The 14087-nt window shown below is 70.7% G+C and carries 14 protein-coding genes, 1 tRNA gene and 1 pseudogene; 11 read left to right on the top strand and 5 right to left on the bottom strand.

From position 1 onward, the window contains the following. Nucleotides 1-928: pseudogene (locus tag ACFE7W_RS19740) on the bottom strand (pyruvate dehydrogenase (acetyl-transferring), homodimeric type); the annotation flags it as partial. Between the two features lie 428 nt (nucleotides 929-1356). Between ACFE7W_RS19740 and ACFE7W_RS19745 the strand changes: the two are divergent. Together ACFE7W_RS19745 and ACFE7W_RS19750 are read left to right on the top strand one after the other, a co-directional pair. Next, on the top strand, nucleotides 1357-1716 hold the full coding sequence (locus ACFE7W_RS19745; protein ID WP_375426575.1) for a DUF3052 domain-containing protein: 360 nt from the start codon (nucleotides 1357-1359) through the stop codon (nucleotides 1714-1716). Further along, on the top strand, nucleotides 1713-2186 hold the full coding sequence (locus tag ACFE7W_RS19750; RefSeq protein WP_375426540.1) for a peroxiredoxin: 474 nt from the start codon (nucleotides 1713-1715) through the stop codon (nucleotides 2184-2186). Before ACFE7W_RS19745 ends, ACFE7W_RS19750 begins: the two co-directional genes overlap by 4 nt. 48 nt (nucleotides 2187-2234) lie before the next feature. Here ACFE7W_RS19750 and ACFE7W_RS19755 read toward each other — a convergent pair whose 3' ends face one another. Further along, nucleotides 2235-3170 (bottom strand): serine/threonine dehydratase, encoded by a 936-nt coding sequence (locus ACFE7W_RS19755; protein WP_375426541.1) that lies wholly within the window; start codon nucleotides 3168-3170, stop codon nucleotides 2235-2237. 83 nt (nucleotides 3171-3253) lie between these two features. Here ACFE7W_RS19755 and ACFE7W_RS19760 point away from each other — a divergent pair, with 83 nt between their 5' ends. Together ACFE7W_RS19760 and ACFE7W_RS19765 are read left to right on the top strand one after the other, a co-directional pair. Next, entirely contained in the window at nucleotides 3254-3709 is a 456-nt protein-coding gene (locus ACFE7W_RS19760; RefSeq protein WP_375426542.1) for a nitroreductase family deazaflavin-dependent oxidoreductase, read from the top strand. 2 nt (nucleotides 3710-3711) lie between these two features. Beyond that, nucleotides 3712-4569, top strand: coding sequence for an aldo/keto reductase (locus ACFE7W_RS19765; RefSeq protein ID WP_375426543.1), 858 nt, complete (start codon nucleotides 3712-3714; stop codon nucleotides 4567-4569). A 27-nt stretch (nucleotides 4570-4596) separates the two neighbouring features. Here ACFE7W_RS19765 and ACFE7W_RS19770 read toward each other — a convergent pair whose 3' ends face one another. Both ACFE7W_RS19770 and ACFE7W_RS19775 read right to left on the bottom strand, forming a co-directional pair. Beyond that, entirely contained in the window at nucleotides 4597-5355 is a 759-nt protein-coding gene (locus ACFE7W_RS19770) for a hypothetical protein (protein ID WP_375426544.1), read from the bottom strand. 53 nt (nucleotides 5356-5408) lie between these two features. Next, nucleotides 5409-5482, bottom strand: a tRNA-Val gene (locus ACFE7W_RS19775). A 167-nt stretch (nucleotides 5483-5649) separates the two neighbouring features. Between ACFE7W_RS19775 and ACFE7W_RS19780 the strand changes: the two genes are divergently transcribed. After that, nucleotides 5650-6105 (top strand): hypothetical protein, encoded by a 456-nt coding sequence (locus ACFE7W_RS19780; RefSeq protein ID WP_375426545.1) that lies wholly within the window; start codon nucleotides 5650-5652, stop codon nucleotides 6103-6105. Between the two features lie 18 nt (nucleotides 6106-6123). On the opposite strand, the gene ACFE7W_RS19785 is transcribed toward ACFE7W_RS19780, so the two are convergent. Continuing rightward, on the bottom strand, nucleotides 6124-7047 hold the full coding sequence (locus ACFE7W_RS19785) for an ROK family protein (RefSeq protein WP_375426546.1): 924 nt from the start codon (nucleotides 7045-7047) through the stop codon (nucleotides 6124-6126). 70 nt (nucleotides 7048-7117) lie between these two features. Between ACFE7W_RS19785 and prfB the strand changes: the two genes are divergently transcribed. The 6 genes from prfB (at nucleotide 7118) to ACFE7W_RS19815 (ending at nucleotide 14075) form a co-directional block, all read left to right on the top strand. Continuing rightward, nucleotides 7118-8233: a peptide chain release factor 2 gene (prfB, locus tag ACFE7W_RS19790; RefSeq protein WP_375426547.1), complete on the top strand. Its 1116-nt coding sequence runs from the start codon at nucleotides 7118-7120 to the stop codon at nucleotides 8231-8233. Between the two features lie 169 nt (nucleotides 8234-8402). Further along, the gene (gene ftsE / locus ACFE7W_RS19795; protein WP_375426548.1) at nucleotides 8403-9089 is read left to right on the top strand and encodes a cell division ATP-binding protein FtsE; all 687 of its coding nucleotides are present in this window, start codon (nucleotides 8403-8405) and stop codon (nucleotides 9087-9089) included. A gap of 68 nt (nucleotides 9090-9157) precedes the next feature. Continuing rightward, nucleotides 9158-10072 carry a permease-like cell division protein FtsX gene (ftsX, locus tag ACFE7W_RS19800; RefSeq protein ID WP_375426549.1) on the top strand — a complete coding sequence of 305 codons (915 nt, stop codon included), beginning with the start codon at nucleotides 9158-9160 and terminating at the stop codon, nucleotides 10070-10072. Between the two features lie 171 nt (nucleotides 10073-10243). Continuing rightward, nucleotides 10244-11647 carry a peptidoglycan DD-metalloendopeptidase family protein gene (locus ACFE7W_RS19805; protein ID WP_375426550.1) on the top strand — a complete coding sequence of 468 codons (1404 nt, stop codon included), beginning with the start codon at nucleotides 10244-10246 and terminating at the stop codon, nucleotides 11645-11647. A 104-nt stretch (nucleotides 11648-11751) separates the two neighbouring features. Further along, nucleotides 11752-12231 carry an SsrA-binding protein SmpB gene (gene smpB, locus ACFE7W_RS19810; RefSeq protein ID WP_375426551.1) on the top strand — a complete coding sequence of 160 codons (480 nt, stop codon included), beginning with the start codon at nucleotides 11752-11754 and terminating at the stop codon, nucleotides 12229-12231. Beyond that, nucleotides 12228-14075, top strand: a complete 1848-nt coding sequence (locus ACFE7W_RS19815; RefSeq protein ID WP_375426552.1) for a DUF2207 domain-containing protein — start codon at nucleotides 12228-12230, stop codon at nucleotides 14073-14075. The genes smpB and ACFE7W_RS19815 overlap by 4 nt, the downstream gene beginning before the upstream one ends. Nucleotides 14076-14087 lie beyond the last annotated feature (12 nt).

Consider the following 14087-nt stretch of genomic DNA (forward strand, 5'->3'; position numbering starts at 1 on the left):
ACAGCACCTTGATCACGTGCCAACCGGCGCCGAGGAAGTACGACTCGAGCTCCTGGACGATCTTGCCGTTGCCGACGACCGGACCGTCGAGCTGCTGCAGGTTGCAGTTGATCACCCAGGTCAGGTTGTCCAGGCCCTCGCGGGAGGCGACACGGATTGCGCCGAGGGACTCGGGCTCACCCATCTCACCGTCGCCGAGGAACGCCCAGACCCGGCTGTCGGCGGTGTCCTTGATGCTGCGGTTGTGCAGGTAGCGGTTGAAGCGCGCCTGGTAGATCGAGTTGATGCCGGTGAGCCCCATCGAGACGGTGGGGAACTCCCAGAACTTCGGCATCAGCCGCGGGTGCGGGTAGGAGGAGAGGCCGTTGCCGGGCCCGCGTGAGACCTCCTGGCGGAAGCCGTCGAGGTCGTCGGTACTGAGCCGGCCCTCGAGGAAGGCGCGGGCGTAGATGCCGGGGGACGCGTGGCCCTGGATGAAGACCTGGTCGCCGCCACCGGAGGCGTCCTTGCCGCGGAAGAAGTGGTTGAAGCCGACCTCGTAGAGGCTGGCCGCGCTCTGGTAGGTGGCGATGTGACCGCCGACCTCGAGGCCCTTGCGGTTGGCCTTGCTGACCATGATCGCGGCGTTCCAGCGGATGTAGGCCCGCAGCCGGCGTTCGATGTGCTCATCGCCGGGGAACCAGGGCTCGGCCTCGGCGGGGATGGTGTTGACGTAGTCGCTGCTCCGCAGGGCCGGCAGCCCGACCTGGGCGGCGCGGGCGCGCTCGAGCAGCTTCAACATGATGTAGCGGGCCCGGTTGCGGCCCTTCTCCTCCAGCAGGCCGTCGAGGGACTCCAGCCAGTCGGCGGTCTCGTCCGGGTCGATGTCCGGGATCTGGCTGAGGAGACCCTCAGCGGTGATGGCCGGACGAGTTCCGGGCTTAGCCATGCCTGCTCCTCACGATCTCCAGCGATGGTGACGCCGGCGTGCTCCGTGGATGTTGCTCGAGGTGGTCGGGTGATCGACGCGACGCCCCATCCTGTCACTCCTGATCCTGTCACCCCAGCCCTGACCTCCGCCGCCGGGCGACGGAGCGCTGATCCGGTTCTCCAGGACAGATCCGGCGCGTCCTCGCCCCCTGGGGTTCCGCAGACGCCGCTCCCTCTGGCAGGCTGTGGGTCAGGTGTCCCCGGCGTGGGGGCACGACGACTGAGGAGGCTGCACCCGGAGATGAGCGAGCGGAGTTCTCGCGTTCCTGACACGATCCCGGTGCACGACGGCCTCGGACGGTCACGGCGGTCACGGTGAGTGCATCCGGGCCCGAACGGGCCGTGGTCGGCGGTTCTGCGGCCAACAAGCTGGGTCTCTCGCGCGGCATGGTCGCGCAGGAGCTGGGCTGGGACTCCGACGTGGACGACGACGTGCGGGTGCTGGTCGAGGACGCCATCGACGGTGAGCTGATCGAGGAGGCCGTCGAGGCCGTCGACGTGGTGCTGCTGTGGTGGCGCGACTCCGACGGCGACCTGGTCGACGGGCTGGTGGACGCTCTGCCCGACCTCACCGACTCGGGTTTCATCTGGCTGATGACGCCCAAGGTGGGCCGGGACGGCTACGTCGACGCCACCGATCTCGCCGAGGCGGTGGTCACGGCCGGTCTGGCCCTCACCAACAGCGCCTCGGTCTCCTCCGACTGGGCCGCGACCAAGCTGGTGCGGCCGAAGGGCTCGCGTCGGTGACCTCCGGCGACAAGCCTGCCCTCGGCCGGCCCGCGCCGGCCTTCCGTGCCCGCAACCAGCACGGCCAGGACGTCACGCTGGCGGACCTGCAGGGCGCCCCGGCGGTGCTGATCTTCTTCCCGTGGGCCTTCTCCGGGATCTGCACCGGTGAGCTCGGCGCGGTCCGTGACGAGCTGGAGCGCTTCACCGAGCTGGGCGCCCGCGTCCTGGCGGCCAGCTGCGACCCGATGTTCGCTCTCCGGGCCTTCGCCGACGCCGAAGGACTGGAGTTCGACCTGCTGAGCGACCACTGGCCCCACGGAGCGCTCGCGCGGGCCTATGGGGTGTTCGACGACGAGGTCGGGGTCGCCCGTCGCGGCTCGTTCGTGCTGGACGCGACCGGCACGCTCACCTGGTCGCTCGACCAGGGCATCGGCGAGCCGCGTGACATCGCGGCCCACCTCGCCGCCCTCGCCGCCCCCGCGTCCTGAGCCTGTCGAAGGCCTCGACGAGGTAGCGCCGGCCCACCCGCGAGCTGCTCACCGCGGAGTCCACTCCGCGTTGGCGCCGCAGATGACGAGGCAGGGCAGCTCCCCGGGCACCAGGCCGGCCAGCCACGCGGCCAGCGGCACGGCGGCGGCCGGCTCCACCGCCAGCCGGCACTCCTCCCACAACCGCTCACGGGCGTCGAGGATCTCAGCCTCGCTGACCAGCACCGACGCCAGCTGGCTCGACGGTCGTGCCGACAGGACGGCGAAGGGCACGTCACCGACCCGCGTCGCCCCGAGGGCCGAGGACGCCACCGACTCGACCGGCGCATCGACCGGCCGGCCGGCCTCGAGCGCGTCGTGGACGGCTCGGCAGCGTTCCGGCTCCGCCGCCACCAGCAGCCGGGCCCCGACGGCCAGGGCGCTCCCGGCCGCCAGCCCGCCGCCGCCCGCAGCCACCACCACCGTGTCCACCTCGGGGACGTCGTCGATGACCTCGGCGGCGACCGTCCCGTTGCCGGCCACCACGAGCGGGTCGTCGTACGCGGGGATGTAGCGGTGCCCGGGCTTCGCGGCCAGTTCCGCCGCGGCCGCCGCGGCCTCGGCGTAGGTGCGGCCGTGGCGGACCAGACGGACGCCCGTCGCCGCGATCCGGCGAGCCTTGATCTCGGGTACCGACTCGGGGACGAACACGGTGGCGGTGATCCCCAGCAGGCTTGCGCCCGTCGCCACCCCGAGCCCGTGGTTGCCCCCGGAGGCCGTCACGATGTGCTCCTTCGCGTGCCCGTCGAGGACCGCGTTCAGAGCCCCGCGGAGCTTGAACGAGCCGCTCAGCTGCAGCTGCTCGAGCTTCAGGACCAGCGCCCGGCCGTCGATGGTAATCCGCAGCAGTGGGGTGTGGCGTACATAGGGCCGGAGCCGGGACGCCGCGGCGCGTACGTCATCGGCGGTGGGGATGCCGGCAGGGGTCGAAGCGGTGGTGGTCACCTGCCCATGATCGAGGTTGCCCCGATCGGTCGCGTCGGCAGACCGGCCTCGGAGGCGTCAGAAGTGCCGCCTAGGATCCGACCATGCCCTTGGAAGGTGAGTACGAACCGAGCCCGGAGCAGTGGGTCCGCGACCAGGTCGAGCGTTACGAGGCGACCGACGGCCGTGAGGCGGGGACGCTGCGGGACACCGGCCTGCCTGTGGTCGTCTACACCACCCGTGGCCGCAGGAGTGGCCGCCTCCGCAAGACGCCGCTGATGCGCGTCGAGCACGGAGGGCGTTACCTGCTGGTCGCCTCGAAGGGCGGCGCACCCGAGCACCCCGTCTGGTACCACAACCTGAGCGCGGACCCCTCCGCGCTGATGGTGCAGGACTGCGCCGACCGCTTCGACGCCGTCGCCCGCGAGCTCGAGGGCGCCGAACGCGAGGAGTGGTGGCAGCGGGCCGTCGCGGCCTTCCCGCCGTACGCGGACTACCAGGTCAAGACCGACCGCGAGATCCCGATCCTGCTCGCCGAGCGGGCTGAGCCCCAGGAGTGACGATGATCCCCACCATGCCGTTCGGCCGGACCGGCCACGACAGCACCCGCATCATCTTCGGCGCGGCGGCGCTCGGCGACGTCACCCAGGACGAGGCTGACGCCACGCTCGAGCTGGTCCGCCGGCACGGCGTCAACCATCTCGACACCGCAGCCAGCTACGGCGAGTCCGAGCTGCGGATGGCTCCGTTCCTCGCCGAGCACCGCGACGAGTACTTCCTGGCCACCAAGACCGGGACGCGTACCCGTGACGAGGCGTATGCCGAGATCAACCTCTCGCTGGAGCGGCTGCAGACCGACCACGTCGACCTGATCCAGCTGCACAACCTCGTCGCGGAGGACGAGTGGCGATGCGCCTTCGCGCCCGGCGGCGTGTTGGAGGCGGTCGTCCGGGCCCGCGAGGAGGGGCTGGTACGCCACATCGGCGTCACCGGTCACGGCGTCACGGTTGCGGCGCAGCACCTGCGGTCGCTGGCGGAGTTCGACTTCGACTCGGTGCTGCTGCCCTACAACTTCCCGATGTCTCAGAACGCGGCCTACATCGCCGACTTCGAGGCGCTGACGGCCACCTGTGCCGACCGGGGCGTCGCGGTGCAGACGATCAAGGCGATCACCCGTGCGCCCTGGGGCGACCGGGAGCAGACCGCCGCCACCTGGTACGAGCCGCTGCGCGACCAGGGGGCGATCGACACCGCGGTCGCCTGGGTGCTCGGCCGCGACGGCGTCTTCCTCAACACCGTCGGCGACATCCACATCCTGCCGATGGTGCTGGACGCCGCCGAGCGCTTCGCCGGCCGTCCGTTGGAGGAGGACATGCGGGCTCTCGAGTCGGCCTTCGGCCTCGAGCCGCTGTTCGTGTAGATGCTCCGCGTCTGCGGGACAGCCCGTTCAGGCCAGCAGCTTGACCGTTTGCCGCGATGCCTTGGTGATGCCGCCACGCTCATCGAGCCAGCCGCCCGCGACCCCCACGACGGGCAGCTTGCCCACGGCACGGGTCAGGAAGCTGCCGCGCGGACGCTCGTCCAGCAGCCGCTGCAGCTCCAGGAATGTCCGTGCGAGCTGCCAGACCGTCAGCGCGGCCCGGGCTGCGCCTCGTCCGAGCGCGGCCACCGGACCCGAGGAGGGGGCCTCGGCCTCGTCCGGCTCCTCGACCAGCAGGCGCTCGGACTCTTCGGCGTCCGGGACCTCCGGCTCCGCCGCGATCTCGCGGTCGAAGAGCACCTGCGCGAGCAGTGGCACCCAGTCGGCCGGTGCGGTCCGGCCGTGCTCCCGGGCCGTGGCGCAGACGGCCAGCCCGGCCGCGGACGCCCCGAGCGCGGCCTGCAGCGGCACCCGGTCGGACAGGGCCCCGGCGAGTCTCGGCGCGGCGGCCGCCAGCCCCGCGCTGATACCGATCCGCGTCACCCACCACTGCACGCGCTTCTCGACGGGCTGCTGCGCCCAGGCCGCGGAAGTCGGGTTCGCCTTGCCCAGGGCCCGGTCCCGGAGGGCGTCGAGCGCCTTCAGCGGAAAGGCTGCGGTGGGCGGGGGCTCGTCGTCCAGGCCCAGCCAGCGCTGGGGGTCGGTGAGCACGTGACCCACCATCCCCGCGTAGAGGGCGAGGGCACGCGTGATCTGCTCGTCGGCGACGGCGGGTGTCTTGGCCATGGGCCTACCATCCCTGGCCGTCGGACTCCGTCGACGAGGGGTGGTCCGCTGGGTGGGGGCAGAGGGACTCGAACCCCCGACATCCTGCGTGTAAAGCAGGCGCTCTAACCAGCTGAGCTATGCCCCCTGACGGCGGCCAGACTAGCCCGTGCCTGAGTTCCCAGGGGCGCTCGACCGCCCGTGCGACATGCAGGGCGAGGATCCGCGCGGAGGACGTCCGCAGGCACCGGCCTGCACTAGGTTGGTCGGCAACGGGACCCCCGCCCCGTGACCGAGCACCCCGAGGAGCGTCCGATGCCCACCCTCAGTCCAGTCGCCCCGGTTCACCTGCCCACCGACGAGACGGTCGACGCTTCGGTACGGGCGCGCCCGGTCCCGGCGCTGCTCGGCGCCCTCACCGGGCTGGTCGGTCTCGCCGGGATGGCCCGGCTCGCGGCCGGTGCGTTCGACGGTCCGATGTCGCGTTTCGCCTGGGTCGTGGTCCTGGCGGCCATGCTGCCGTGGGTGGTCTACGTCGCCTCGCGGGCCCGGCACGGCCGGCTCTCGGGGGTACGCCTGGTGCTCGTCGCGGCCCTCGGCGTAGCCGGTGCGGCGACCGTCTGGCTGTCGGTCCCGGGCCCGGTGCTCGCGCTGGTCTGCTCGCTGGTGGCGTTCGTGCTGATCTGGGTCAGCGACTGGCCGGACCGCCGGTCGCGGGGCGAGGACCGCATCGTGGGCATCGAGGAGCTGCAGCGCCCCGAGGACGACTGAGCCCTCCCGGCGCCGCCCTCAGAGCGTGAACGCCAGCGCGGCGGCGCCCAGCAGTCCCGCGTTCTCCAGCACGGCCGGCCGGACCTCCAGGTCGCGGACGTAGTCGAGGACCGCGAAGTCGTGGAGGTGCCGGCGCAACGGGGCGAAGATCACCTCGCCGGCCTTGGAGACGCCGCCGCCCAGCACGAAGGTCCGGACGTCCAGCTCCGTGGCGGTCGTGGCGATCCCCGCGGCGAGCGCCCGCATTCCGGCGTCGATCACCTCGAGTGCGATCACGTTGCCGGTCCGGGCGTCGGCGGTGAGGGCCTTCGCATCCTCGCCCCGCCACCCCCGTTGCTGGGCGGCGGCCACCAGGGCCGGACCCCGGGCGTACATCTCGGTGCAGCCGTGGCAGCCGCAGACGCAGCGCGGGCCCCAGGCGTTGACGCTGATGTGCCCGAGGTGGACGGCGTTGCCCGTCGTTCCCGCGAACAGCACGTTGTCCAGCACGGCCCCGCCCCCGACCCCGGTGGAGAGCACCAGGCCGACCATCGAGTCGACGTCGCGGCCCGCACCCAGCCAGTGCTCGCCGAGGGCGAAACAGTGACCGTCACCGGCCAGGCCGACGCGGGGCTCGGCACCGGTCGCGGCCGCCACCACCTCGCGCACCCGGGCGACCACCGGGAACGAGCGCCACGCGCCGATGTTCACCGGCGAGACCGTGCCCCCCGGCCCGTCGATCGGACCGGCCGAGCCGATCCCCACCCGTAGCGGCTCACCGGGCTCGGTCAGCGCTCCGAGGGCCTTCCGGATCGCGTCCGCCGCGGGCGCGAAGACGGTCTCGGCGTCGGTCGAGGACGCCGTCGGGCGGACCACCTCGGTCGCCATCGTGCCGGCGTCGTCCACGACCGCCACGGCGATCTTCGTCCCGCCGATGTCGACCGCCAGCACCTGCTCGCTCATCCGCCACCCCTTCTCGCACACCAGGTGCGGCGAGCCTAGTGGCGGTCGAGCAGACGTAGACTCATCCCTCGTGGCTGGCCCGGACTTCTCAACTGACCTCGCGACCCTCGACCGCGCCCTGAGCTCGATCGAGGCCGTGCTGGACCTCGACCGGCTGCGCAGCGAGATCGCCGAGCTGCAGCAGGCCGTCTCCGCACCCGACCTCTGGGACGACGTCGACCACGCCCAGCAGGTGACGTCACGGCTGTCGGCGCTGCAGGCCGACGTCGACCGGGTGAGCGGGTTGCGGACCCGCCTCGACGACCTGGGGCTGCTGGTCGAGATGGGCCAGGAGGAGGGCGACGCGGCGAGCCTGGCCGAGTCCGAGACCGAGCTCGCCTCCCTGCAGAGGGCGATCGAGGCGCTCGAGGTGCGGACGCTGCTCTCGGGGGAGTACGACCAGCGCGAAGCCCTCGTCACCATCCGCTCCGAGGCGGGTGGCATCGACGCAGCCGACTTCGCGGCCATGCTGCTGCGGATGTACCTCCGCTGGGCCGAGCGTCACCGCTACACGACCGAGGTCTACGACACCTCCTACGCCGAGGAGGCGGGCATCAAGTCCGCCACCTTCCAGGTCAAGGCACCCTTCGCCTACGGGACCCTCTCGGTCGAGCAGGGCACCCACCGGCTGGTCCGGATCTCACCCTTCGACAACCAGGGCCGCCGCCAGACCTCGTTCGCCGGGGTCGAGGTGCTGCCCGTCACCGAGGCGGCCGACCACATCGAGCTGCCCGAGTCCGACCTGCGGATCGACGTCTTCCGCTCGTCCGGGCCCGGTGGCCAGAGCGTCAACACCACCGACTCCGCCGTCCGGATCACGCACCTGCCCACGAACATCGTCGTCTCCTGCCAGAACGAGAAGTCCCAGCTGCAGAACAAGGCAGCCGCCCTCCGGGTGCTGCAGTCGCGGCTGCTGGAGAAGGCCCGGCACGACCGGGAGGCCGAGATGAACGCCCTCAAGGGCGACGGCGGCAACAGCTGGGGGTCGCAGATGCGCTCCTACGTGCTGCACCCCTACCAGATGGTCAAGGACCTGCGCACCGACTTCGAGGTGTCCTCACCCGACGCCGTGTTCGACGGTGAGATCGACGGGTTCATCGACTCCGGCATCCGCTGGCGCCGTACCAGCGAGCTCGCCGCCGGCTGATCCGCTGGCCGGGCCGGAGCTGCTCGGTGAACGGCTGCCGGTGAGCCGACGCGCCCGCGGCCAGGGGCGATGAGCCAGGACGGGCTGACTCGCGCACCTACACTCGTCCGTGGCCGCACCGAGCCGCAGGCGCGGGCGCGGAAGTCGTCGATACGTGCGAGGCAGACCAGTGATCCGATTTGAAGGCGTGACCAAGACCTACGACGGGCAGCGTCGATCCGCCCTGGAGGGTGTCGACGTCGACATCGACAAGGGTGAGTTCGTCTTCCTCGTCGGAGCCTCGGGCTCGGGCAAGTCGACGTTCCTCCGGTTGATCCTGCGCGAGCAGCGGGCGACGCGGGGCAAGGTCTTCGTGGCGGGTCGCGAGCTGAACAAGCTGCACAGCTGGAAGATCCCGGCCATGCGCCGCCAGATCGGCACCGTCTTCCAGGACTTCCGGCTGCTGCCCAACAAGACGGTCACCGAGAACGTGGCGTTCGCCCTCCAGGTGATCGGCAAGCCCGCGTCGACCATCAAGCGGGTCGTCCCCGAGGTGCTCGAGCTGGTGGGCCTGGACGGCAAGGGCGGCCGGCTGCCCGACGAGCTCTCCGGAGGTGAGCAGCAGCGGGTCGCCATCGCTCGCGCGTTCGTCAACCGGCCGATGATCCTGATCGCCGACGAGCCCACCGGGAACCTCGACCCCGCCACGAGCGTGGGGATCATGAAGCTGCTCGACCGGATCAACCGGGCCGACACCACCGTGTTGATGGCCACCCACGACTCCACCATCGTCGACCAGATGCGCAAGCGTGTGATCGAGCTCGACGACGGCGAGGTCGTCCGCGACCAGAGCAAGGGCGTCTACGGCTACCAGTGAGCCGGCCCGTTTCCCGGCGGCCGCGCGCCCTGCGGTCGCACCCCTGAGTAGGACGAAGGACCAACGACATGCGCTTCCGCCACATTCTCTCCGAGACCGGCGCCGGTCTCCGGCAGAACCTCACCATGACGCTGGCGGTCGTCATGACGATGTGGGTGTCGCTCTCCCTCTTCGGGGCCGGGCTGCTGGCCAACCAGCAGGTCGAGCTGATGAAGGGCCGCTGGTACGAGAAGATCGAGATCTCGGTCTTCCTCTGCACCCAGTACAGCGACGGCGACCAGTGCGAGCCCAACCAGGACGTGACCCAGCCCCAGAAGGACGCGATCCAGCAGACGCTGGTCGCCAACCCGGAGGTCGCTCCGGACGGGGTCTACTTCGAGAGCAAGCAGCAGGCGTGGGAGGACTTCCAGCGCGCCTACGAGGGCAACCCGATCCAGAGCTCGCTCACCGTCGACCAGATGCAGGAGTCGTTCCGGGTCAAGCTCAAGAACCCCGAGCAGTACCAGGGTGTCGTCAGCTCGGTGGTGGGGCTTAAGGGGGTGCAGACCGTCCAGGACCTGCACAAGTACCTGGACCCGTTCTTCCGGGTCCTGCGCTTCCTGCAGTGGGGGACCATCGGCGCTTCGATCCTGCTGCTGGCGGCCGCCGCGCTGCAGATCGGCAACACCATCCGGCTGGCCACCTTCGCGCGACGGCGAGAGATCGGGATCATGCGGCTGGTCGGAGCGAGCAACCTCTATATCACGTTGCCGTTCCTCTTGGAAGCGGTACTTTCTGCACTCGCCGGCGCCGCTCTCGCCTGCGCAACACTGGCCTCACTGGTTTACTTCGTCATCATCCGTAAAGCTGAAGTCTCGATCCAGTCTTTACCTTGGATTGGCTGGTCTCAGGCGGGATGGGCCATGGCAGGGGTTGCGGCCGTCGGACTCGTGCTGTCTATCATTCCGACGCTGGTAACAACCAGGAAGTACTTGAGAGTCTGAGTCCGGCCTAAGCCTAAACCTCTACTCGAGAGTAGGGGTTCGGCGCGTCGGACGCGTCGGGTCCTGGTTGTGACGATCAACTGGGAGTCGATAGCTGTGCCGGATCTTCCTCGCGTCCTCGCCGACGTCCAGGGCCCTCGGCCGCGCCGGTCAGGGCGGCGGTCCGTCGCCGTGCTGACCCTCGTGCTCGCCTCGACCCTCACCCTCGGTCTGCTGGCTCCGAGCGCCGCCGCTGACAGCCTGACCGACCGTCGCGCTGAGGTCAGGCAGCAGCTCGCCAAGACCCGGAGCGACCTGAACGAGTCCAGCCAGGCGCTCTCGGCCGCCGGCGTCCAGGTCGACCAGGCCCAGATCCGGCTGGACCAGGCCCGGGTGGCGCTGGCCCAGACCCAGGCCGATCTGGTCACCGCCCGCCAGCGGGACGTCTCGATGGCCAAGAAGCTGGTGAAGGCCAAGCAGGCTCTGGCCAGGGCCAAGCGGGCGGTTGCGAAGGCGCAGCGCGCGCTGGACGCGGAGATCGCCATGGCCGGGGCGATGGTCCGCGACCAGTACCAGCAGCAGACCAACCTGCTGCCCCTCGCCGTCCTGATGCAGAACGACACCACCGTCGACCTGCAGACCCGGCTCCAGTGGTCGACGACCATGTTCGACACGAGCTCGTTCACGATCGACAAGCTGACCACGCTCAAGGCGAAGCTGGCCGCGGAGAAGGCCGTGCAGGCCAAGCTCACCGCCCAGGTGGCCAAGGACCGTCAAGCCGCGGCCGACAACCTCACGCTCAAGCGAAAGCTGGAGCTGCAGGCCGAGGAGCAGGAGCGCGGCGTCACCACCCTGGTGCAGCAGAAGCAGGCCGTCGAGAACGCCGCCGCGGTGGAGGTGGCCGCCGACAAGAAGCAGTACGCCAAGCTCGCGCAGGAGCGGGCCACCGTCGAGCACCGGATCGCCGTCCGGATCGCCAGAGCGAAGGCGGCAGCCGCCCGTCAGGCCGCGCACGAGCGGGCTCAGCGCGCCGCCCAGCAGCGCGCGGCGGCCAAGGCGGCGTCCCGCTCCGCGTCCGAGGCGAGACGGGCCAAGAAGTCCGCGAGCAAGCCCGTGCACCGCAGCGCGCCCGTCCGCCCCCCGTCCAGCTCCGGCTCGAGTGAGAACTCCGGTGGTGGGAGCTCCAGCTCGTCCGGGGCGCACCACGGCTTCATCTACCCGGTGTCGGCGCCGATCACCTCCCCGTACGGCATGCGGTTCCACCCCGTCCTGCACTACTGGAAGCTGCACGACGGGACCGACTTCGGCGCCTCGTGCGGCACCGCGATCCATGCCGCCTACGCGGGCCGGGTCGCCGAGCGCTACTACAACGCCGGTTACGGGAACCGGCTGATGATCGACCACGGCAAGGTCGACGGGCAGTACGTCACCACCGGCTACAACCACGCGATCCGCTACGTCGTCTCGGTCGGGCAGCACGTCCGGCAGGGCCAGGTGATCGGCTACGTCGGTACCACCGGCTTCTCCACCGGCTGCCACCTGCACCTGATGGTCTGGCTGAACGGCTCCGTGGTCAACCCCATGACCTGGTACTGAGCCGGCCGGTCAGACCTCCGGCTTGGGTAGAGTTCGTCCCCGACCCGACACGCGGAGGACCCTGGTCCTGTCCGCGTGACGAGCGAGGACGAGAGGACGGTGGGATGGCCAAGGAGAAGGGGCTCAAGCCCGTCGCGCAGAACCGGAAGGCGCGGCACGACTACAGCATCGGCGACACCTATGAGGCGGGGATCGTCCTGGGCGGTACCGAGGTCAAGTCGCTGCGCGAAGGCCGGGCGAGCCTGACCGACGCCTTCGCCACGGTCGACGAGGGGGAGGTGTGGCTCCGCAACGCCCACATCCCGGAGTACAGCCACGGCACCTGGACCAACCACACCGCGCGGCGGACCCGCAAGCTGTTGCTCAACCGGCGCGAGATCAGCCGGATCGAGCGGGACCTCGCCGACGCCGGCACCACCTTGATCCCGCTGTCGATCTACTTCTCCGACGGCTACGCCAAGGTCGAGATCGCCCTGGCCACCGGCAAGCGCGAGTACGACAAGCGACAGAGCCTGGCCGAGCGCGAGGGTCGCCGGGAGGCCGAGCGCGCCCTGGCCGCCCGCAACCGCGGGGAGCGGGGTTGACCCCCGTCCGACTCGGCCGCCGGTTGGCCCGCCTGCTCGCCGCGCTGGCCCTGGCACTCGGTCTCGTCGTCCTGGCCGCGCCCTCGGCGCACGCCGCCAGCGCGGACCAGATCGACTCCTACGCGATGGTCTTCACGCTGAAGCCCAGCGGGCTGTTGCACGTGCAGGAGACGATCGACTACCGCTTCGGCGACAGCTCCGGGCGTCATGGCATCCAGCGCGACCTCGTCACCCGCGAGAAGTACGACGACGACAACGACGCGGCCTACGACGTGAGCAACATCGACGTGAGCAGCCCGGACGGGGTCGCCACCGAGTTCACCACCAAGACCAGCGAGACCGACGGCGGCCGGAACACCTTCCTCAACATCAGGATCGGCGACCCGAACCAGACCGTCAGCGCCGCGACGGCGACGTACGTGATCAGCTATGACGTCAGCGGCTCCATGCGCACCTTCGCTGGGTACGACGAGCTCTTCTGGGATGCTCCCGGCTTCGGCTGGGATGCCGGCATCTCCGACCTGAGCGTCAAGGCCACCGTCCCCGGAGGGGCCGAGGAGACCAGCTGCTTCTACGGCGCTCCCGGCAGCAAGACGGTCTGCCCGACGAACAAGGCGACCGCCGGGGTGGCGCAGTTCGCGGTGCCGAGCCTGCCCGCGAACCAGAGCCTGTCCTTCGGCGTCAAGATCGCGTCCGGGCTGGTGACTGACAACAAGCCGCACCTCGAGCCCGACGCCTCCGCCTTGAGCGGCACGGCGAAGGCCGGTCTCGCCGTCGGCGGTGTGGGGGGCGCTGCGCTGCTGGTGGGCTCGCCGCTGGTGGGGTTGGCCTGGTGGCGCAGAAACGGCCGTGACCAGCGCTATGCCGGCCTGCCGCCGGGCGTGGTGCCGTTACCCGGTCAGCCTTTCACGGTGGTTCCTCACGACCCGGATCTCCCGATCCCGGTGGCGTTCACCCCGCCGAGGATCCCGGTCGCGGAGGCCGGCCTGCTGGCGGACGGCCAGGTGGACACCCGGGAGACCGCGGCGACGATCGTCGATCTGGCCGTCCGCGGGGCGCTGCGGGTGGAGAGCCAGGGCGACGACGACTTCCGCGTCACCCTGCTGGACCCGACGCGGGCCGGCGCCCCCCACGAGATGGTGCTGCTCAACGAGCTCTTCAACGGCGCTCCCCCCGGGGCCATGAAGGACCTCTCCAACCGGGGCAGCATGACCGAGGCCCACCGGGCGATGCAGACCTCCGTCATCAGCCAGGTCGCCGCCCGCGGCTGGTTCCGCAAGGTGCCGCCGGCTCGGGCGGCCGGCGGGATCGGGCTCGGGGCCGTCGCCTTCATCGTGTTCTTCGCCTTCCAGATCAGCCACTGGCTGCTGCTCGTCCTGGTGCCGCTGCTGCCGGTGGTGATCACCGTCAGCGTCATCCGGCGCAAGCTGCGGCGCGGTCAGCGGACCCCGGACGGGCGCGCGGTCTGCGACCAGATCGAGGGCTTCCGTACCTACCTGGCCACGGCGGAGGCCGAGCAGCTGCGCTTCGAGGAAGGGGAGGACATCTTCTCCCGCTACCTGCCCTGGGCGATCATCTTCGAGCTCGCCGACCGCTGGGCCGACATCTGCCAGCAGCTGGTGGCCATGGGCCGGCTGCCTGACACCACCCCGTACTGGTACGCAGGCAGCTACCAGATGGGCTTCTTCAACACCGCGTTCCTCACCAGCAGCCTGACCACCGCGGCGACGCCCGCGCCCTCGACGTCAGGCGGCAGCGGAACCGGCTTCGGTGGCGGCAGCTCGTTCGGGGGCGGCGGCTTCTCCGGTGGTGGTGGTGGTGGTGGCGGTGGCGGCAGCTGGTAGGACGCTCCGTCA

The organism is uncultured Friedmanniella sp. (genome assembly GCF_964244285.1).
GTDB lineage: Bacteria > Actinomycetota > Actinomycetes > Propionibacteriales > Propionibacteriaceae > Microlunatus.